We start from the raw sequence: 17,006 nt of genomic DNA, 5'->3' as shown, positions 1-17,006 counted from the left end.
TGTGGGTACCACTCGGCACGGCGCCCCGACTCGGGTCCCGCACGCCGTGCCACCGCATCCGAGGAGGAGTTCGTGTCCACGGTCCTGACCCAAGGCGGCAACGCCCCGCTGACCGCCGCGCGGGTGACCGTCGAGGTCACCGCACCCAAGGCGCTGGACGTCTCCGGCCTGCTGCTGACCGAGGCCGGAAAGGTCCGCTCGGACGCCGACTTCGTGTTCTTCAACGCCCCGCACGGCCCCGGTGTCACCCACCGCCCGGCCTCCGGCGGGACCCCGGACGCGATCACCATCGACACCGCCGCCGTCCCGGCCGGCATCACCAAGATCGTCGTCACGGCGAGCCCCGACGAGGCCGGCGCCACCTTCGCCGGCATCGAGCCGACCGCGACGGTCCGGGACGCCGACTCCGGCCAGGTCCTGGTCACCTTCACCGCTCCCCAGCTGGGCCGCGAGACCGCGCTGATCGTGGTCGAGGTCTACCAGCGCGGCGGCGCCTGGAAGGTCCGGGCGGTCGGCCAGGGCTACGCCAACGGCCTGGCCGGCATCGCCACCGACTTCGGCGTCACCGTGGAGGACGAGCCCGCCCCGGCGGCCGCCACCGCCACCCCGGCCGCCCCGCCGGTCACCGCCCCGGCCCCGGCTCCGGCTCCCGCCCCGGCCCCGGTCGCCCCGGTCGCCCCGCCGCTGCCGCAGAGCGCTCCCCCGATGCCGCCGGCCCCGCCCGCGGCGCCCGCCGCCCCGCCGGCCCTCACCAAGATCACCCTGGACAAGGGCCGGGTGAACCTCACCAAGGGCGGCTCGGTCTCCCTGGAGAAGAACGGCAAGCCCTTCCTCTCCTCCGTCCGGATGGGACTCGGCTGGGAGCCCGCCGGCCGCGGCCGCAACATCGACCTGGATGCCTCCTGCATCGCCTTCGACGCCAAGCGGGAGAAGCTGGACACCGCCTGGTTCATGAAGCTGGGGATCTTCAACGGCGCCGTCGCCCACTCCGGCGACAACCTCACGGGCGCGGGCGGCGGTGACGACGAGTCGATCACCGTCCACCTGGACGGCCTGCCGCCCGAGGTCTGCGGCCTGGTCTTCGTGGTCAACTCCTTCTCCGGCCAGAAGTTCACCGACGTCAAGAACGCCTACTGCCGCCTGGTGGACGCCGGTTCGGACCAGGAGCTGGTCCGCTTCGACCTCACCCAGTCCGAGCCGCACACCGGCGTGGTGATGTGCAAGCTGGTCCGCCAGTACTCCGGCGAGTGGGTGATGACCGCGATCGGCGAGTACGTGGACGCCAAGACCGCCCGCGCCATGGTCAAGCCCGCCGCCTCGATGCTCTGACCTCCCGGGTGCCCGGGCCCCCGCCCGGGCACCCGAAAACCGCTGGCCGGAGGCCGGTCGGCGTGCCATCCTGTCCGGATGTTGATCAGGGAAGCCACCCCCGAGGACTGGCCGTCCATCTGGCCGTTCTTCCACGTCATCGCCGCCGCGGGCGAGACGTTCACCTACCCGCTCGACCTGACCTTCGAGCAGGGCCGTGAGTGGTGGCTCCTCCCCGCCCCGAGCCGCACCGTGGTCGCGGTCGCCGAGGACGGCACCGTCCTCGGCAGCGCCAAGATGAACCGCAACCACCAGGGCAACGGCTCGCACATCGCGAGCGCCAGCTACATGGTCGACCCGGCGCACTCCGGCCGGGGCGTCGGGCGTGCGCTCACCGAGTACACCCTGGACTGGGCGCGTGCGGCGGGCTACCGCGCCATGCAATTCAACGCCGTGGTGGCGAGCAACGAGCGCGCGGTGGGGCTGTACCGGTCGCTCGGCTTCGAGATCCTGGGCACCCTCCCCGAGGGCTTCCGCCACCCCGTCCACGGGTACGTCGGCCTGCACGTCATGCACCGCGCGCTCTGAACTCCGGCCCGCCGCCCACTACTCCTCGATCGCGCCGCCGACCCTCCGCAGGTGCTGCCGGAAGCTGTACGACGGATCGGCGGCCCGCCGCACCAGGTAGTCGTCGAACGCGGTCTGCCGGCGCAGCGTGTCGCCCGAGCGGATCCGCTCGGCCTGCGCGCGCTCCGTCCGCGCGATCCCGCCCGCCACCTCCAGCACCTCGTCGACCCGGGCGGCCGGCACGAACAGCACGCCGTCGGCGTCCCCGAACACCACGTCCCCGGCGCTCACCAGGTGCGTCCCGAACCGGGCGGTGACCAGCGCCTCCGGCTCCCGCTCGTCGAGCCGCAACGGGCCCAGCGGCAGCGCGCCGTAGCTGAACAGCGGCAGCCCGATCTCCACCAGCTCCGGCGTGTCCCGGTGCAGGCCCCACACCACCACCCCGGCCACCCCGACGGCCTTCGCCTCCAGCACCGCGAGGTCCCCGACGCATGCCTCGTCGACCCGCCCGCCGTTGTCGACGACCAGCACGTCCCCGGGCTCGGCCGCGCCGAACGCCTCCAGGAACACGTCCACGCTCCCGTAGTGCCGCACCGGCAGCACCCGCCCCGCGACCCGCCCCGCCACCACCGGCCCGACCCCCGCCGGCGCCACCCGCAACCCCACCCCCACCCGCACACACGCATCCGCCACCAACGGCGTCGACAACTCCGCGAAGGCCTTCAGCACCTCAGCCACCTGCCCAACTCGACGCGACCCGACCACACTTCACCGCCCCCGATCCTAGGCCGCCCCGCCGCCCCCGACGACGGACGGCCCGCACCCCCCTTCCACAAGGGGTGCGGGCCGTCCGTACAGCAGGGGCCTCAGCCGCGGGTCGCCATGGCCCGCAGGAAGAAGGTCAGGTTGGCCGGGCGCTCGGCGAGGCGGCGCATGAAGTAGCCGTACCACTCCTCGCCGTACGGCAGGTACACCCGCATGGTGTTGCCCTCACCGGCCAGGCGCAGCTGCTCCTCGGGGCGGATGCCGAACAGCATCTGGTACTCGAAGGAGTCGCGCTCGCGGCCGTTCCACTGGGCGAGCTGGCCGGCGATCTTGATCATGTTGGGGTCGTGCGAGGCGATCATCGGGTAGCCCTCGCCGGCCATCAGGATCTTCAGCGCGCGGACGTACGCGAGGTCCACCTCGGGCTTGCCCTGGAAGGCCACCGACTCGGGCTCCTTGTAGGCGCCCTTGCAGAGCCGCACGCGGGAGCCGGGGCCGGAGAACTCGCGGCAGTCGGCCTCGGTGCGGCGCAGGTAGGCCTGGAGCACGACGCCCAGCCAGGGGAAGTCGGCCCGCAGCTCCCGCGCGATGGCGAGGGTGGAGTCCGTGGTGGTGTGGTCCTCCATGTCGAGGGTCACCGTGGTGCCCGCGTCGGCGGCCGCCTCGCAGATCCGGCGGGCGTTCTCCAGCGCGATCTTCTCGCCGTCCACCGGCAGGAACTGGCCGACGGCCGACAGCTTCACCGAGACCTCGGCGCCGGCCGCCAGGCCGGTGTCCTTGAGCGCGGCGAGCAGGTGCTCGTACGCCTCGGCGGTCCCGGCGGCCTGGGCAGCGTCCTTGGTGTCCTCACCGAGGTGGTCCAGGGTGACCTTGCGGCCGGTGGCGACCAGGTCGTCGCAGGCGGTGACGGCGTCGTCGAGGGCCTCGCCGGCGACGAACCGCTCGACTATCGCGTGGGTCGGCGGGAACTTCTCGACGACGGTGCGGACCTGCGGGGAGCGGGAGGCCGCGAGAAGGGCGGAACGGAGCATCGTGACTCCTGGAGCTGGTGCTTCTAAGGGTGGCAGAAGGGGGTGGCGGGGGCGGGCGGCCAGGGGGTGGGGCCGCCCGCCCCCGCGGGGACACCCGGCTGCGGGACCGGGCGTCGGCGGGGCACTCAGCCCATGTGCGGGTAGCGGTAGTCGGTCGGCGGGACGAAGGTCTCCTTGACCGAACGGGTCGAGGTCCAGCGCGCCAGGTTCTGCTTGGCGCCGGCCTTGTCGTTGGTCCCGGACGCCCGGCCGCCGCCGAAGGGCTGCTGGCCGACGACCGCGCCGGTCGGCTTGTCGTTGATGTAGAAGTTGCCGGCCGCGAACCGCAGCTTGTGCATCGCGTCCTGGGCGGCCGCGCGGTCCTGGGAGATGATCGAGCCGGTCAGGCCGTAGGGCGACACCGACTCCATCTGGGCCAGCATCTCCTCGTACTTCTCGTCCTCGTAGACGTGGACGGCGAGGATCGGGCCGAAGTACTCGTCCTTGAAGTACTCGCTCGCCGGGTCCGCGCAGACCAGCACGGTCGGGCGGACGAAGTAGCCCACCGAGTCGTCGTACGTGCCGCCGGCCAGCACCTCGACGGAGTCGTCCGCCCGGGCCCGGTCGATCGCGGCCTTGTTCTTGGCGAAAGCGCGGTCGTCGATGACGGCCGACATGAAGTTCGACAGGTCGTTGACGTCGCCCATGGTGAGGCCCTCGACCTCGTCGCGGAAGGCGTCCTTGAGGCCGGCCCAGAGCGAGGCCGGGACGTAGGCGCGGGAGAGCGCCGAGCACTTCTGGCCCTGGAACTCGAAGGCGCCGCGGGTCATCGCGGTCTTCAGCACGGCCGGGTCGGCGGACGGGTGGGCGACCAGGAAGTCCTTGCCGCCGGTCTCGCCGACGATCCGCGGGTAGGTGCGGTAGCCGGAGATGTTCTCGCCGACCGTGCGCCACAGGTGCTGGAAGGTCGGGGTGGAGCCGGTGAAGTGGATGCCGGCCAGCGCCGGGTGCTTCAGCGCGACGGCGGAGACGTCCAGGCCGTCGCCGGTCACCATGTTGATGACGCCCTTGGGCAGCCCGGCCTCCTCCAGCAGCTGCATCAGCAGGTGCGCGGAGAACTGCTGGGTCGGGGAGGGCTTCCAGAGCACCACGTTGCCCATCAGCGCCGGCGCGGTCGGCAGGTTGCCGGCGATGGCGGTGAAGTTGAACGGGGTGATCGCGTAGACGAAGCCCTCCAGCGGGCGGTGGTCGCTGCGGTTCCAGACCCCGTCCGAGGAGATCGGCTGCTCAGCCAGGATCTGCCGGGCGAAGTGCACGTTGAAGCGCAGGAAGTCGACCAGCTCGCAGGGGGTGTCGATCTCGGCCTGCTGCGCGGTCTTGGACTGGCCGAGCATGGTGGCCGCGGCCAGCGTCTCGCGCCAGGGGCCGGCCAGCAGGTCGGCGGCCCGGAGGAAGATCGCGGCGCGCGAGTCGAAGGAGAGCGCCTGCCAGGCCGGAGCGGCGGCCAGGGCAGCGTCGATGGCGTCCTGCGCGTCGGCCTGGGTGGCGTTGCGCAGCGTTCCGAGCCTCGCCGCGTGGTTGTGCGGCTGGACGACGTGGATCTCGGTGCCGCCGCCGAGGCGGCGCTCACCGTTGATCGTCATGGTCAGCTGGACCGGCTCCTGGCCGCCCAGCTCCTTCAGCTTGGCCTCCAGGCGGGCCCGTTCGGGGCTGCCGGGGGCGTAGCTGTGGACCGGCTCGTTCACCGGCGCGGGGACCTGGGTCACAGCATCCATGAGCGCACGCTCTCCTTCGGTTCATGCGGGGGATGCCGACGCGGGTCGCACGTCGGCCACAGGACGAACGCTATTCCTGCACCGGGCTCCACTTGATTGGCCGGGCGGCTAAAGTCCCCCGTACGGCGTTGTCCGGCCCGACGAAGGGATCACGGCGCGGTCACGGCCACCGCCGGGCGGGCCACCGGACCCGCCGGCCGCCGGCCGGGCCGCTCGCCCACTCCCGAGGCCTGTCCGCCCCGCTAAAATCGGCGGTACGCGATGGTCCGTTCGCACGATGCTCGACGGTCCGTTCGCACCACTCGCACTGATCCGCCCCGGTTCGCACGAGCGTGAAGGAGCCTCCGGTGTCGCAGCCCGCCGGCCTCCCGCTCCGTCAGCTGCTGATGTCCCTCGGCGAACCGCTGGTCGAGCTCCAGGCCGCCCCGCTGGGCCTGGACGTCGCGGTGCGCGACGTCGCGATCCTCGACCCGGAGGACCCTCCCACCGCCGCTCCGGGCGAACTCGTGCTCGCCATCGGCGCCCGGGGCCGGGCCGCCCTCCCCGCGCTGCGCGCGGCCGGCCGGGCGGGCGCCGCCGCGGTCGCGGTGAAGCTGGACGGCCCCGGCCAGGCCGACGCGCTGCGGGAGGCGGCCACCGAGGCGGGGGTGGCGCTGCTCTCGGTCCGCCGGGAGACCCGGTGGGAGCACCTGGACTCGCTCGCCCGGGCGATCATCGCCGGCCCGGACACCGCGGACGCCGCGGGCGCCCCCGAGCACAACGCGGGCGACCTCTTCTCGCTCGCCCAGACCGTCGCCGTGCTCACCCACGGCATCGTCTCGATCGAGGACACCTCCAGCCGGGTGCTGGCCTACTCCCGCTCCTCGGACTCCGACGAGGTGGACGACCTGCGCCGGCTCTCCATCCTCGGCTGGCAGGGCCCCGAGCCCTACCTCTCCAAGCTGCGCGAGTGGGGCATCTTCCAGCACCTGCGCACCTCGGACTCGGCCATCGCGGTGGACCCGCACCCGGAGCTGGGCCTGCGCCGGCGCCTGGCGATCGGCATCCGGACCGGCGCCCAGCCGCTCGGGACAATCTGGGTGCAGGAGGGCGCCCAGCCGCTGGCGCCGCTCGCCGAGCAGGCGTTGGTCGGCGCGGCCCGGGTGGCGGCGGCGCAGCTGGTCCGGCGGCGGCGGGAGCTGTCGGCGGACGTCCGGCTGACCCGCACCCTGCTCACCGGCCTGCTGGAGGGCTCGACCGGGCCGCAGTCGCTCGCCACCCACCTGGGCCTGGGCCTGCGCCGGCCCGCCACCGTGCTGGCGTACAGCGCGCCGACCACCGAGGCGCTGACCCGCGCCGAGGTGACCGGCCTGATCTCGGTGCACACCGCCGCCCGCCACCGCAGCGCGCTGCTCGCCCCGATCGAGTCCCGGGTCTACGTGCTGCTGCCCGAGCTGCCGGCCGGCCTGCCGATGACGACGGTCCGCGACTGGGCGCAGGAGGTGGTGGAGGCGGCCCGGGACCACCTGGGCGTCCCGCTGCGGGCGGCGATCGGCTCCACGGTGGACGGCCTGGCCCAGGTGCCCGACTCCCGGGCGCAGGCGGACCGGATCCTGGACGCCATGGGCCGGGGCGGGGTGGACCTGGAGGTCGCCGCACTGATCGACGTCCAGGCGGAGGTCCTGGTCAGCGAGATGCTGGCCCTGCTGCAGGAGCGCTCGGGCCTGCGCGACCCGCGGCTGACCGCCCTGACCGCGTACGACCGCCGGCACGGCACCCGGCTCGCGGAGTCGGTGCTGGCCTGGCTGGACGCGCTGGGCGAGGTCCGGGTCGCGGCGGACGCCCTGCACATCCACCCCAACACCCTGCGGTACCGGGTGCGCCGGGCCGAGCAGCTCACCGGTGTCGACCTCGCGCAGCCGCAGCAGCGCCTGCTGGCCATGCTCCAGCTGCGCCTGCCGGAGGAGTGACGCCCGCGTCCGGGGGCTCGGGAAAGCCGGACCGCGAAAACACGATCGGGAAAGCACGACCGGGAAAGCCGGGAGGGGCCCGCCGGAGCGGGCCCCTCCCGGCCTCAGCCTGATCAGGCGCCGTAGCCCTGACCGCGCTTGTGCTCGTTCAGGCGGTGCCACGGGCCGGTGATGGCCAGCTGGATGCCCGGGGTCTGGATGTTGGCGAACAGCGTCTTGCCGTCGTCCGAGAAGGTGACGCCGGTGAACTCGCTGAACTCCGGCTTCTCGGCGGAGCCGATGTTGAGCTCGTTGCGGGCGATCGGGTAGGTCAGCCCGTCCTCGGTGGCACCGAACAGGTGCGAGACGCCCTCGCCGTCCTCGGCGATCACGATGCCGCCGTACGGCGAGACGGTGATGTTGTCCGGGCCGTCGAAGTTGTCGTGGTCGCCCCAGACGTCGGTGTTGACGCCGAGCAGCACCTTCAGGGTGATGGTGCGGCGGACGGGGTTGAAGAACCAGACCTGGCCGTCGTGCTGGAGCGGGCTCTCCGAGCGGGCGAAGCTGGAGACGAAGTAGAAGCCGCCGTCACCCCACCACATGCCCTCCAGCTTGCGGGCGCGGGTGACCTCGCCGTCCTTGAACTGCTTGCGGACGGAGACGGTCCTGGCGTCGCGGTCCTGGACCTTGACCCAGTCCACGCCGTAGGTGGTGCCGACCTTGGTGGCGCGCGACAGGTCGTCGATGAACTTGCCCTGCGCGTCGAAGACCTTGAAGGCCTCCAGCGTGCCGGCGTCGTCGGCGAGCTTGCGCAGCTGGTAGCGGCCGTGCTTGAAGCCGGCCGGCGGGGTCCAGCGGAACAGCAGCCCGTTGGGGTTCGAGGCGTCCTCGGTCAGGTAGACGTGGCCGCGCTTCGGGTCCACCACGACGGCCTCGTGCGCGTAACGGCCGAAGGCCTTCACGGGCTTGGGGTCGAGGTTGTACTCGTCGTCGAACGGGTCGACCTCGAAGATGTAGCCGTGGTCCTTGGTGAAGCCGTTCTTGCCGGCCTTGTCCTCGGTCTCCTCGCCGGACAGCCAGGTGCCCCACGGGCTCACGCCACCGGCGCAGTTGGTGGAGGTGCCGGCGATGCCGACCCACTGCTCGACCGTGCCATTGCGCTTGGCGTGCACGATGGTGCAGCCGCCGGCCGCGCCCGGGTCGTAGACGTGGCCCTCGGTCAACGGCACCGGGTACGCCCAGCCGGAGCGGGCGCCGCTCAGCTCGTGGTTGACGACCAGCAGGTTGCCGCCGCGCTCGTCCTCGAAGGCGGAGGTGCCGTCGTGGTTGCTGGGCGTGAACTCGCCGGTGCGCAACTTGGTGACGCCCGCGCGGTTCACCACCTTGTAGCTGAAGCCCTTGGGCAGCGCGAGCAGGTTCTCCGGGTCCTTGACCAGCGCGCCGTAGCCGACCGCGGCACGCTCGGCGTCGGCGGTCGCGGCGTCCCGCACCTCGCCGCCGACCGGGGCGGCGATCGCGCCCGGGGCACTGGCCAGCGCCTCGGCGCTACCGGCGATCAGCACGCCGGCCCCGACGAGGGTGGAACGGTTGACGAAGTCCCGACGGGACAGCGACATGTGAGTCACTCCTGAGAGGTGGGGCGCCGACCGGAGCGGAGCCCGGTACGTGGCGTGCGAGGTGTCGAGGTAGCTCGTCGACGCCTGCAGACTCCGCCGGTGTGATGAACGCCCGGTGAAGCGGACACCGCGTCAGGGTGTTCATTTGCCGACCGTATTCGAATCCATGACCCGTTCTTTGCCGCGTGCACCGCAGGTCACGGCCGCGCCGCAGAACAGAACCGCGGAACAGTGCCACGGAACAGCGCCACCGAACAGCCGCCGAACGGAGCCGGAGAACAGCGCCACCGAACAGCCGCGGAACGGCGCGGCACCCGGCGCGGTGGTCCGTCGGCGGCCCTCACCGCCCCGCGCGGGCCGCCCGCCACTGCTCCCAGGCCGCGAGCCAGAGCTGCTCGCCGATCCGCTCCTCCTCCCAGCCGTCGCCGGCCGCGCCGGCACCGTCCGCCCGGTCCCGCCAGAGCTGCTCCCAGGCACGCTGCGCGGGCAGGCTCGCCACCTCGCTGGCGAAGACCGTGTAGCGGATGACCTCCTCGACCGCGGCCGCCCCCTCCACCGTGCCGACCACCCACTGGGTCTGCCGGGACAGCCGGTTGAGGTGGTTGACCATCGCGGTGACCGCCGCGACCGCCTCCTCCCGGCTCTCCGAGCCGAGCCGCATCTGCTGGCGGACCGCGGCCTCCCAGCGCAGCGCGCCGGTCTCGCCGCGCAGCCCGCGCGGCAGCCGCGGCGTGCGCCCGGCCCGGACCTGCGCCTCGATCGCCGCGGACTCGGCGATGCCGTGCTCGATCACCGCCCGGTGCGCCTCCAGCCCGACCGTCGGCGGGAGTTCGCGCTCCTCGACCGGGACGTACCGGGCCCGGCGGGCGGCGAGGCCGCGCAGCAGCGCCGTCCGGCCGCGCAGATGCCGCTCGACGTCCTCGATCGGGGCCAGTTCGAGGCTGCCCGGCCCCACGCCGCGCCCGCAGACCGTGACGGTCAGCCCGTCCACCCGGAACCGGCCCGCCCAGACCGGGCCGGCACCGGGGGTGGCGCCGAGGCCGGGCAGCGGGGCGTCCGGCCGGTCCCAGGGGTCGCGGAGGTCCTCGTGGACCTCCACCGCGCACGGCTCGCCGTCCACGGTGATCCACTCGCGCAGCGCCCGGACCCGGCCGGGGCAGTCGCCCTCGTCGACGCCGAGCTGCTCGTAGACCCGGTCGCGCTCGTCCTCGACCACGTCCTCCAGCTCGGGCAGCGCGCCCGGCCGGTCGGCCCCGGGACGGTAGGTGCGCACGGTGACGTACGGGCCGTCGGCGGAGGTCCAGTCGCCGGAGCAGACCTCGACCCAGGACAGCCGGCCGTCACAGGTCTCGAACGCGGTCAGCGCGTCACCGCCCGGGTCGGCGCCGCGCACGACGCCGTACACCGGGAAGCCGGCCGCGGCCAGGGTGCGGCGGGAGAACTCCTCCTGGTCGGTGAAGCGGTCCTCCCGTCCGCACGGGTCCATCCACCGCGCGCCGTCCCCCCGGAGACCGTCCTGCCTGCCACCGCTCTCCCGCGTCATCCCGCGCCGCACCCCCGTGTCCTCGCCGCCCGCACACCGCCTGCGGGACACGATACGTGGCCCGACCTGCCGGGTCATCAGCTCCTTTGCCCCGCCGGACGGATCGCCACCCGCGCCGTCGTGTCAGGACGCGCGTTTGTCAGTGCCGCTTCCTACGCTGTCGGGCATGACAGCAACCCAGGACTTTCCCGCCCGCATCAGCATCGTCACCCTCGGGGTGACCGATCTCGACCGCAGCGCCCGGTTCTACGAGGACCTCGGGTGGCGCCGTTCGTCGGTCTCCAGCCCGGAGATCGTCTGGTTCCGCACCGCCGACTCGGTGCTCGGCCTCTTCCCGACCGACGAGCTGGCCGCCGACGCCGGGGTCCCCGCCCTCGGCGAGCCGTCGTTCCGGGGCGTCACCCTCGCGGTGAACCTGGAGTCGACCGAGCGCGTGGACGCCGCCCTGCGGAGGGCCGTCGAGGCGGGCGCCACGGTGGTCAAGCCCCCGACCGCGACCAGCTGGGGCGGTTACTCGGGCTACTTCGAGGACCCGGACGGCCACCTGTGGGAGCTGGCCCACAACCCGTTCTTCCCGTTCACCGCGGAGGGCTCACTGGACCTGCCGTGACCGGCCGGGCGCCCCGCCCCGGCCGGTCCGGCCCCGCACGCCCCCTGGGCCCTCAGCTCTTCGAACGCGCCTTGAAGGCCGCCTTGCGGGCCTCCTTGGCCACCGTCCGGTCGAGGTGCAGCTCGCCGACCGCCTCCAGCACGTCCGCCGTGTAGGGGTGGTCGACCCGCCAGAGCTCGCCGAAGTAGCTCGCCGGGTTGCCGGTCACCGGCAGGTCGGCGATCAGCTCGCGAAGCAGTTCGGCGTCGCCGCCGGTGTCGAGCAGCTGGGCGGCGAAGGTGTCGATCACCGTCCACAGCGCCATCCCCCGCTCCGGCGCGGGCACATCGGTGGCGCCGAGATCCACCAGCCAGGCCCGCGCGGCCCCGCCCAGCTCCGGGTCGTCCAGCACCTCCCGGACGGCGGGCTCGGCGGGCCGGCCGATCATGCCCAGCGCCAGCCGGCTGAGCATCCGGCGCATCGGGGCGTACGCGTCGTTGCCGCGCGACGCCGCGAGCAGCTCGCGGGCCGCGTCCACCGGCTCCCGGTCGGTCACCCAGACCTGCAGCTCCTCCTCGGGCAGCACGTTGGCGGCCTCGCAGATCCCGCGCAGCAGCTCGGCGGCATCCCCCTGGGCCAGCTCGCCGACCAGCGGCGCGTCGTAGCCGTCCTCCAGCAGCCACTGCCGGATGCCGTACTGGCCGAGCGGGGTGAGCCGGACCAGGCCGAAGCGGGCCGACTCCTCCTCGTCCAGCGGCTCGTCGCCGACCCCGCCGCCGAGGGGCTCCTGCCCCTCCTCCTCGTCGAACAGTTCCGGGTCGATCGGGCGGTAGTCCAGCACGCCGAGTTCGGCGAGGTCGTTCAGCATCGGGTCCAGCGCGACCATCACATCGGTGATGTCGCCGAGCAGCTCCTCGCTCGGCTCCTCGCCCTCCGGGACGACCAGCAGCGCGGCCAGCACGCCCAGCGGCACGGTCTCGGTGCCCGGGTCGGCGAAGGCGGTCGTCTCGTAGAGCACCTGGAGCGCCTCGTCGAGCAGCTCGGCGGCCTCCTCCCGGGCCTCCTCGACCCGCGCCAGCCGCTCCTCGTCGTCGTCATCCTCCGACTCCGGCTCCGCCGCGGCCCCGGCGCGCTCGGCCGCCTCCTCGGCGGCCTCCTCCTCCGGCAGCGAGTCGGCCTCCACGGCCAGCTCCCGGACGATCCCGGCGGCGGTCAGCCAGAGCTCCAGGACGGTCTCCGCGTCCCCCCGCTCGGCCGGCTCCAGGTCCGGCCCGGGAATGGCCACGTGCTCACCGGCGGCGGTGGTGCCGATCTCGATGAGGTCCAGGTCGCAGGCCAGCGACCAGGCCCGCATCGCCTCGACCACGGCCTCCTCCGGCGCCTCCCCCTGCTCGGGCGCGAGGCCGAGCAGCCGGGCGGCGGGCGCCCGGTCCGGACCGGTGAGGTCGCCGAACTCGTCCACCTCCCGGTGCGGGGCCGTCCAGCGGGCCAGCTTCAGCGCGTACCCGAACATCGGCACGGCCTTCGCCTGGTCGGCCAGCTCGGACTCGGCCGGCAGCCGGACCGGCGGCACCAGCACGGCGGCGTCGTCCAGGTCTTCGTCGTCCAGCCCGTGCGCGGCGAACGCCCCATAGAGGTCCTGCAGCTCCAGGTCGGCGGGCAGCACAGCGCCGACCGCCCCCTCGTCCGGCGCACCCGCCGACGAAGCCCCAGCGTTCTTACGACGTCGTCCGGCCATTGTCGCGCGTTCTCCCTACCGCCAGCGGTCGGCCGATCCGTTCCGGCCGCAGTGGATCAGCTCCCTGTGCCGGTCCACCACCTCAGCGTATAGGCCGGGCACCCCCGATGCCCGGCCTCCAGGGGCGCGCGCCGCAACCGTGCGCCCACCCCTTATCCTTCGAATCGGCACCGTGCACACCCCGCGCGGGCCACCGGGCAACGAAGCCCCTCCACCCTCCTCGCCCGGCTCCGGGACGGAGGGTCCCATGCTCACCCGCTCCACCAGGAAGTCCCCGCACCGAGGCCACCACCACAGCGCCACCGGACGGGCGCGCCGGCACACCCCGCCGACCTTGGTGGTGCCCGGCCACAGGAGACCCCTGCCATGGCGGACCTCTCCCCTGCCGGCTCCGGCCTGCGCACCGCGCAGTTCGACGGACGCCGACTGTCGGAGGCCCTGCTTCCCCTGGAGCTCGCCCCGCGCGCCCAGCTCCAGCTCGCCGCGATCAGCCGATGGAACGCGCTCCGCGGCGTCCGTGTCGGCCTCGTCGCCGGCGCCCTCCTCCTCATGCTGATCGGTGCCAACCTGGCCACGCCGATCTACCCGCTGCTCCAGCAGCGGCTCTCGCTGACCGCGCTCGACACCACGATCCTCTTCACGGTGTACGTGTTCGCGCTGGTCCCGGTGCTCGCCGCGGTCGGCCACTGGTCCGACCACCTCGGCCGGCGCGCGCTGATCCTGCCCGCCGTGGCCCTGGCCGCCGCCGGGGACGTCGTCTTCGCCACCTCGGGCAGCTTCTGGCAGCTCGCCCTCGGCCGCGCCGTCCAGGGCGTCGCGGTGGGCCTGTCCACCGGCGCCGCCGGAGCCGCCCTCGGCGACCTGCTGCCCGACCGCCCCACGCTGGCGGCCAAGCTCACCCTGGCCTGTTCGGCGGGCGGCGTGGCGATCGGCCCGGTGGTCGGCGCCCTGCTGGCCGGCGGCTCCGACCCGCTGATGACGCCCTTCCTGCTGCACGCCGTCGCCCTGCTCGCGCTCTGTGTGCCGCTCGCCCTGGTCCACCCCCGGATGCCCGGCCGCAGCCGCCCGCCGGCCTCCCCGCCGCGCATCACCACCCCGGCGCACCTGCGCCCGCAGCGCCTCGCCCTGCCGTCTACCGGCCGCCGGGCGTTCCTGCTGGCCTCGGCCGCCGGGTTCATCTCCTACGCGGTCTTCGGCGTCTACCTCAGCCTGGCCCCGGCCTTCTCCGCCAAGCTGCTGCACACCGACTCCCGGCTGACCGGCGCCGTGGTGGCCGCGCTGCTGCTCGGCTCCTCCGCCGTGGCCCAGCTGCTCGTCCCGCCGACCGCCGACCGGCTGGTCATCGCCCTCGGCATGACCGGTCTGGCGACCGGCCTCGGCCTGGTCGTCACCGCCCAGTACACCGGCACGCCGGCGCTGCTGTTCATCGGCAGCGTCCTCGGCGGCTCCTGCCAGGGGGTCGCCTTCCGCTCTCTGTTCACCGGCGCGGTGGCCGCGATGAACCCGGAACGCCGGGGCTCCGAGCTCAGCTCCCTCTGGGTCATCGTCTACCTCGGCAGCTCGCTGCCGATCGTCGGCGTCGGCGCCCTCGTCCAGCGCTACGGCCTGCTCCCGGCCACCAGCGGCTTCGTCGGCCTCGCCGCCGTCCTCTGCGTCGCCCTGGCCGTCGCCGTCGGCCGCCGGCCCCGCACCGCCTGACCGACGGGAAGGCCGCTGCCCGGTACGGATCCCGTACCGGGCAGCGGCGTTCTCGAGCCCTACTCCGCCCAGGGCTTCCAGGTCTCCGTGGAGACCTCGAACCCGACCGGCTCCGGGAGCCGCAGCGGCTCACCGAACTTCCACTCGCCGAGCACCCGGTAGCTCCCCTCGCCCCGGCCCGGCTCACCGAACAGGCCTTCGCGGTCGCGGCACCAGCGTGGCCGCCCGCTCGCGGATATACCACTGCCGCGCGAATGATTCCCCCGAAGGGGAGACTCGCGCGGCAGTGGGTTGACGCAGGACGTCCGTCAGACGTTGAAGCCGAGGGCGCGGAGCTGCTCGCGGCCGTCGTCGGTGATCTTGTCCGGGCCCCACGGCGGCATCCAGACCCAGTTGATGCGCAGGTCCTGGACGAGGCCGTCGGTGGCGGTCCTCGCCTGGTCCTCGATGACGTCGGTCAGCGGGCAGGCCGCCGAGGTGAGCGTCATGTCGATGGTGGCCACGTCGGACTCGTCGATGTGGATGCCGTAGATCAGGCCCAGGTTGACGACGTCGATGCCCAGCTCGGGGTCGACGACGTCCATCAGGGCCTCGGTCAGGTCCTCGACGGAGACGGTGCCGGCGGTGGTGCCGACGATGACGGTCGGACCCTCCTCAGCGGAAGGGGCGGGCGTCTCGGTGTCACTCATGTGTCTGTCCTCCTCTTCTGCTTCAGTCGTTCAGGTCGTGCACGGCGGGCTGCTCGGCCAGGGCCTTGGCGGTGGCGTCCTTCCAGGCCATCCAGCTGAGCAGCGCGCACTTGACCCGGGCCGGGTACTTGGAGACGCCGGCGAACGCCACCGCGTCCTCCAGCACCTCCTCGTCCCCCTCGCCCTGGCCCTTGCTCTGCATCAGCTCCAGGAAGGCCTCCTGGACGGCCTGCGCCTCGCCGACGGTCTTGCCGACCACCAGGTCGTTCAGCACCGAGGCACTGGCCTGGCTGATGGAACAGCCCTGCGACTCGTACGAGACGTCCACGACCGTGGCCCCGTCGAGCCGCACCCGCAGGGTGATCTCGTCCCCGCAGGTCGGGTTGACGTGGTGCACCTCGGCGTCGCCGTCCCGCAGCCCCTTGCCGTGCGGGTTGCGGTAGTGGTCCAGGATGATGTCCTGGTACATCGAGTCGAGCTTCATGTCGTGGGCCGTCCCGTCAGCCGAAGAAGTTCCGGACGTGGTGCAGGCCGTCGATCAGGGCGTCGACCTCGCCCGGCGTCGAGTACAGGTAGAACGACGCCCGCGTGGTCGCGGGAATTCCGTACCGCAGGCAGACCGGCCGCGCGCAGTGGTGGCCGACGCGCACGGCGATGCCCTGCTCGTCCAGCACCTGGCCCACGTCGTGCGGGTGGATGTCGCCCAGCGTGAAGGAGATCGCGGCGCCCCGGTCCACGGCCGTGCGCGGACCGATGATCCGCAGGTCCGGGACCTCCAGCAGCCGTTCCACCGCGTACGCGGTGATGGCGTGCTCGTGCGCGGCGATCCGGTCCATGCCGATGTTCGACAGGTAGTCGATGGCCGCGCCGAGCCCGACCGCCTGGGCGATCGGCGGGGTGCCGGCCTCGAACTTGTGCGGCGCCGGGGCGTAGGTGGACGAGCCCATGGTGACGGTCTCGATCATCTCGCCGCCGCCGAGGAACGGCGGGAGGTCCTCCAGCAGCTCCTGGCGGCCCCAGAGCACGCCGATGCCGGTCGGGGCGAGCATCTTGTGGCCGGTGAAGGCGACGAAGTCGGCCTCCAGCGCCTGCACGTCCAGCACCATGTGCGGCGCGGCCTGCGAGGCGTCGATGACGACCAGCGCACCGACGTCCTGGGCCTTGCGCACGATGGCCTCGACCGGGTTCACCGTGCCGAGCAGGTTGGAGACCAGGGTGAAGGAGACGACCTTGGTCTTCTCGGTGATCAGCTCGTCGATGTTGGACAGGTCGAGCCGGCCCTCGTCGGTCAGCCCGAACCACTTCAGCTTCGCGCCGGTGCGCTGCGAGAGCAGCTGCCACGGGACGATGTTGGAGTGGTGCTCCATCTCCGTGATGACGATCTCGGAGTCGGCGTCCACCCGGTACGGCTCGTCCGCCCAGGTCAGCATGTTGGCGACCAGGTTGAGCGACTCCGAGGCGTTCTTGGTGAAGACCACCTCGTTGCGGCTCGGCGCGTTGACGAAGGCCGCGACCTTGTCACGGGCGCCCTCGTACAGCGCCGTGGCCTCCTCGGCGAGCACGTGGACGCCGCGGTGCACGTTGGCGTTGTGCCGCTCGTAGTAGGCGTTCAGCGCCTCCAGCACCTGGCGCGGCTTCTGCGAGGTGGCGGCGTTGTCCAGGTAGACCAGGGGCTTGTCGTCGTGCAGCAGGCGCTGCAGGACGGGGAAGTCCTTGCGGATCGCGTCGGTGTCGAGCAGACCCGGCAGGCCCGTGGCGGGGCCACTCGTCTCGGGGGTAT

General features: G+C 73.1%; 14 protein-coding genes. 5 read left to right on the top strand and 9 right to left on the bottom strand.

Translation table 11 applies throughout. The features are described from left to right. Nucleotides 1-84: 84 nt before the first annotated feature. Complete coding sequence (locus ABZ495_RS05395) at nt 85-1,329, top strand: TerD family protein (protein WP_359834610.1); 1,245 nt, start codon at nt 85-87, stop codon at nt 1,327-1,329. A gap of 78 nt (nt 1,330-1,407) precedes the next feature. Beyond that, on the top strand, nt 1,408-1,896 hold the full coding sequence (locus ABZ495_RS05390) for a GNAT family N-acetyltransferase (protein WP_359834510.1): 489 nt from the start codon (nt 1,408-1,410) through the stop codon (nt 1,894-1,896). Nucleotides 1,897-1,914: 18 nt separating this feature from the next. On the opposite strand, the gene ABZ495_RS05385 is transcribed toward ABZ495_RS05390, so the two are convergent. The 3 genes from ABZ495_RS05385 to pruA form a co-directional block, all read right to left on the bottom strand. After that, nucleotides 1,915-2,604, bottom strand: a complete 690-nt coding sequence (locus ABZ495_RS05385) for an RraA family protein (RefSeq protein ID WP_359834608.1) — start codon at nt 2,602-2,604, stop codon at nt 1,915-1,917. Nucleotides 2,605-2,741: 137 nt separating this feature from the next. Next, entirely contained in the window at nt 2,742-3,671 is a 930-nt protein-coding gene (locus ABZ495_RS05380; protein ID WP_359834509.1) for a proline dehydrogenase family protein, read from the bottom strand. 125 nt (nt 3,672-3,796) lie between these two features. Then, entirely contained in the window at nt 3,797-5,425 is a 1,629-nt protein-coding gene (gene pruA / locus ABZ495_RS05375; protein WP_359804415.1) for an L-glutamate gamma-semialdehyde dehydrogenase, read from the bottom strand. 347 nt (nt 5,426-5,772) lie between these two features. Here pruA and ABZ495_RS05370 point away from each other — a divergent pair, with 347 nt between their 5' ends. Beyond that, entirely contained in the window at nt 5,773-7,374 is a 1,602-nt protein-coding gene (locus ABZ495_RS05370; protein ID WP_359804416.1) for a helix-turn-helix domain-containing protein, read from the top strand. Between the two features lie 113 nt (nt 7,375-7,487). Here ABZ495_RS05370 and ABZ495_RS05365 read toward each other — a convergent pair whose 3' ends face one another. Then, nucleotides 7,488-8,969: an alkaline phosphatase PhoX gene (locus ABZ495_RS05365; RefSeq protein WP_329490038.1), complete on the bottom strand. Its 1,482-nt coding sequence runs from the start codon at nt 8,967-8,969 to the stop codon at nt 7,488-7,490. A 340-nt stretch (nt 8,970-9,309) separates the two neighbouring features. Beyond that, nucleotides 9,310-10,455 (bottom strand): hypothetical protein, encoded by a 1,146-nt coding sequence (locus tag ABZ495_RS05360; RefSeq protein ID WP_359804417.1) that lies wholly within the window; start codon nt 10,453-10,455, stop codon nt 9,310-9,312. A 223-nt stretch (nt 10,456-10,678) separates the two neighbouring features. On the opposite strand from ABZ495_RS05360, the gene ABZ495_RS05355 reads away from it, so the two are divergent. After that, the gene (locus ABZ495_RS05355; protein WP_359834507.1) at nt 10,679-11,122 is read left to right on the top strand and encodes a VOC family protein; all 444 of its coding nucleotides are present in this window, start codon (nt 10,679-10,681) and stop codon (nt 11,120-11,122) included. A gap of 52 nt (nt 11,123-11,174) precedes the next feature. Here the strand turns inward: ABZ495_RS05355 and ABZ495_RS05350 are convergent, their stop codons facing one another. After that, nucleotides 11,175-12,839 (bottom strand): hypothetical protein, encoded by a 1,665-nt coding sequence (locus ABZ495_RS05350; RefSeq protein WP_359834505.1) that lies wholly within the window; start codon nt 12,837-12,839, stop codon nt 11,175-11,177. 366 nt (nt 12,840-13,205) lie between these two features. Between ABZ495_RS05350 and ABZ495_RS05345 the strand changes: the two genes are divergently transcribed. Next, a complete protein-coding gene (locus tag ABZ495_RS05345; RefSeq protein WP_359834503.1) occupies nt 13,206-14,537 on the top strand; it encodes an MFS transporter in 1,332 nt (443 codons plus the stop codon). Between the two features lie 308 nt (nt 14,538-14,845). Here ABZ495_RS05345 and ABZ495_RS05340 read toward each other — a convergent pair whose 3' ends face one another. The 3 genes from ABZ495_RS05340 to ABZ495_RS05330 are packed head-to-tail and all read right to left on the bottom strand — an operon-like array spanning nt 14,846 to nt 16,974. Next, entirely contained in the window at nt 14,846-15,226 is a 381-nt protein-coding gene (locus tag ABZ495_RS05340) for a metal-sulfur cluster assembly factor (protein ID WP_359804420.1), read from the bottom strand. A 22-nt stretch (nt 15,227-15,248) separates the two neighbouring features. Next, entirely contained in the window at nt 15,249-15,710 is a 462-nt protein-coding gene (gene sufU / locus ABZ495_RS05335; RefSeq protein WP_329490031.1) for a Fe-S cluster assembly sulfur transfer protein SufU, read from the bottom strand. Between the two features lie 16 nt (nt 15,711-15,726). Further along, nucleotides 15,727-16,974 carry a cysteine desulfurase gene (locus tag ABZ495_RS05330; RefSeq protein ID WP_329492289.1) on the bottom strand — a complete coding sequence of 416 codons (1,248 nt, stop codon included), beginning with the start codon at nt 16,972-16,974 and terminating at the stop codon, nt 15,727-15,729. Nucleotides 16,975-17,006 lie beyond the last annotated feature (32 nt).

Source organism: Kitasatospora sp. NPDC005748, assembly GCF_040630735.1.
GTDB lineage: Bacteria > Actinomycetota > Actinomycetes > Streptomycetales > Streptomycetaceae > Kitasatospora.
The sequence above is the reverse complement of the archived record's forward strand: the minus strand, read 5'-3'. Positions and strand labels throughout refer to the sequence as shown.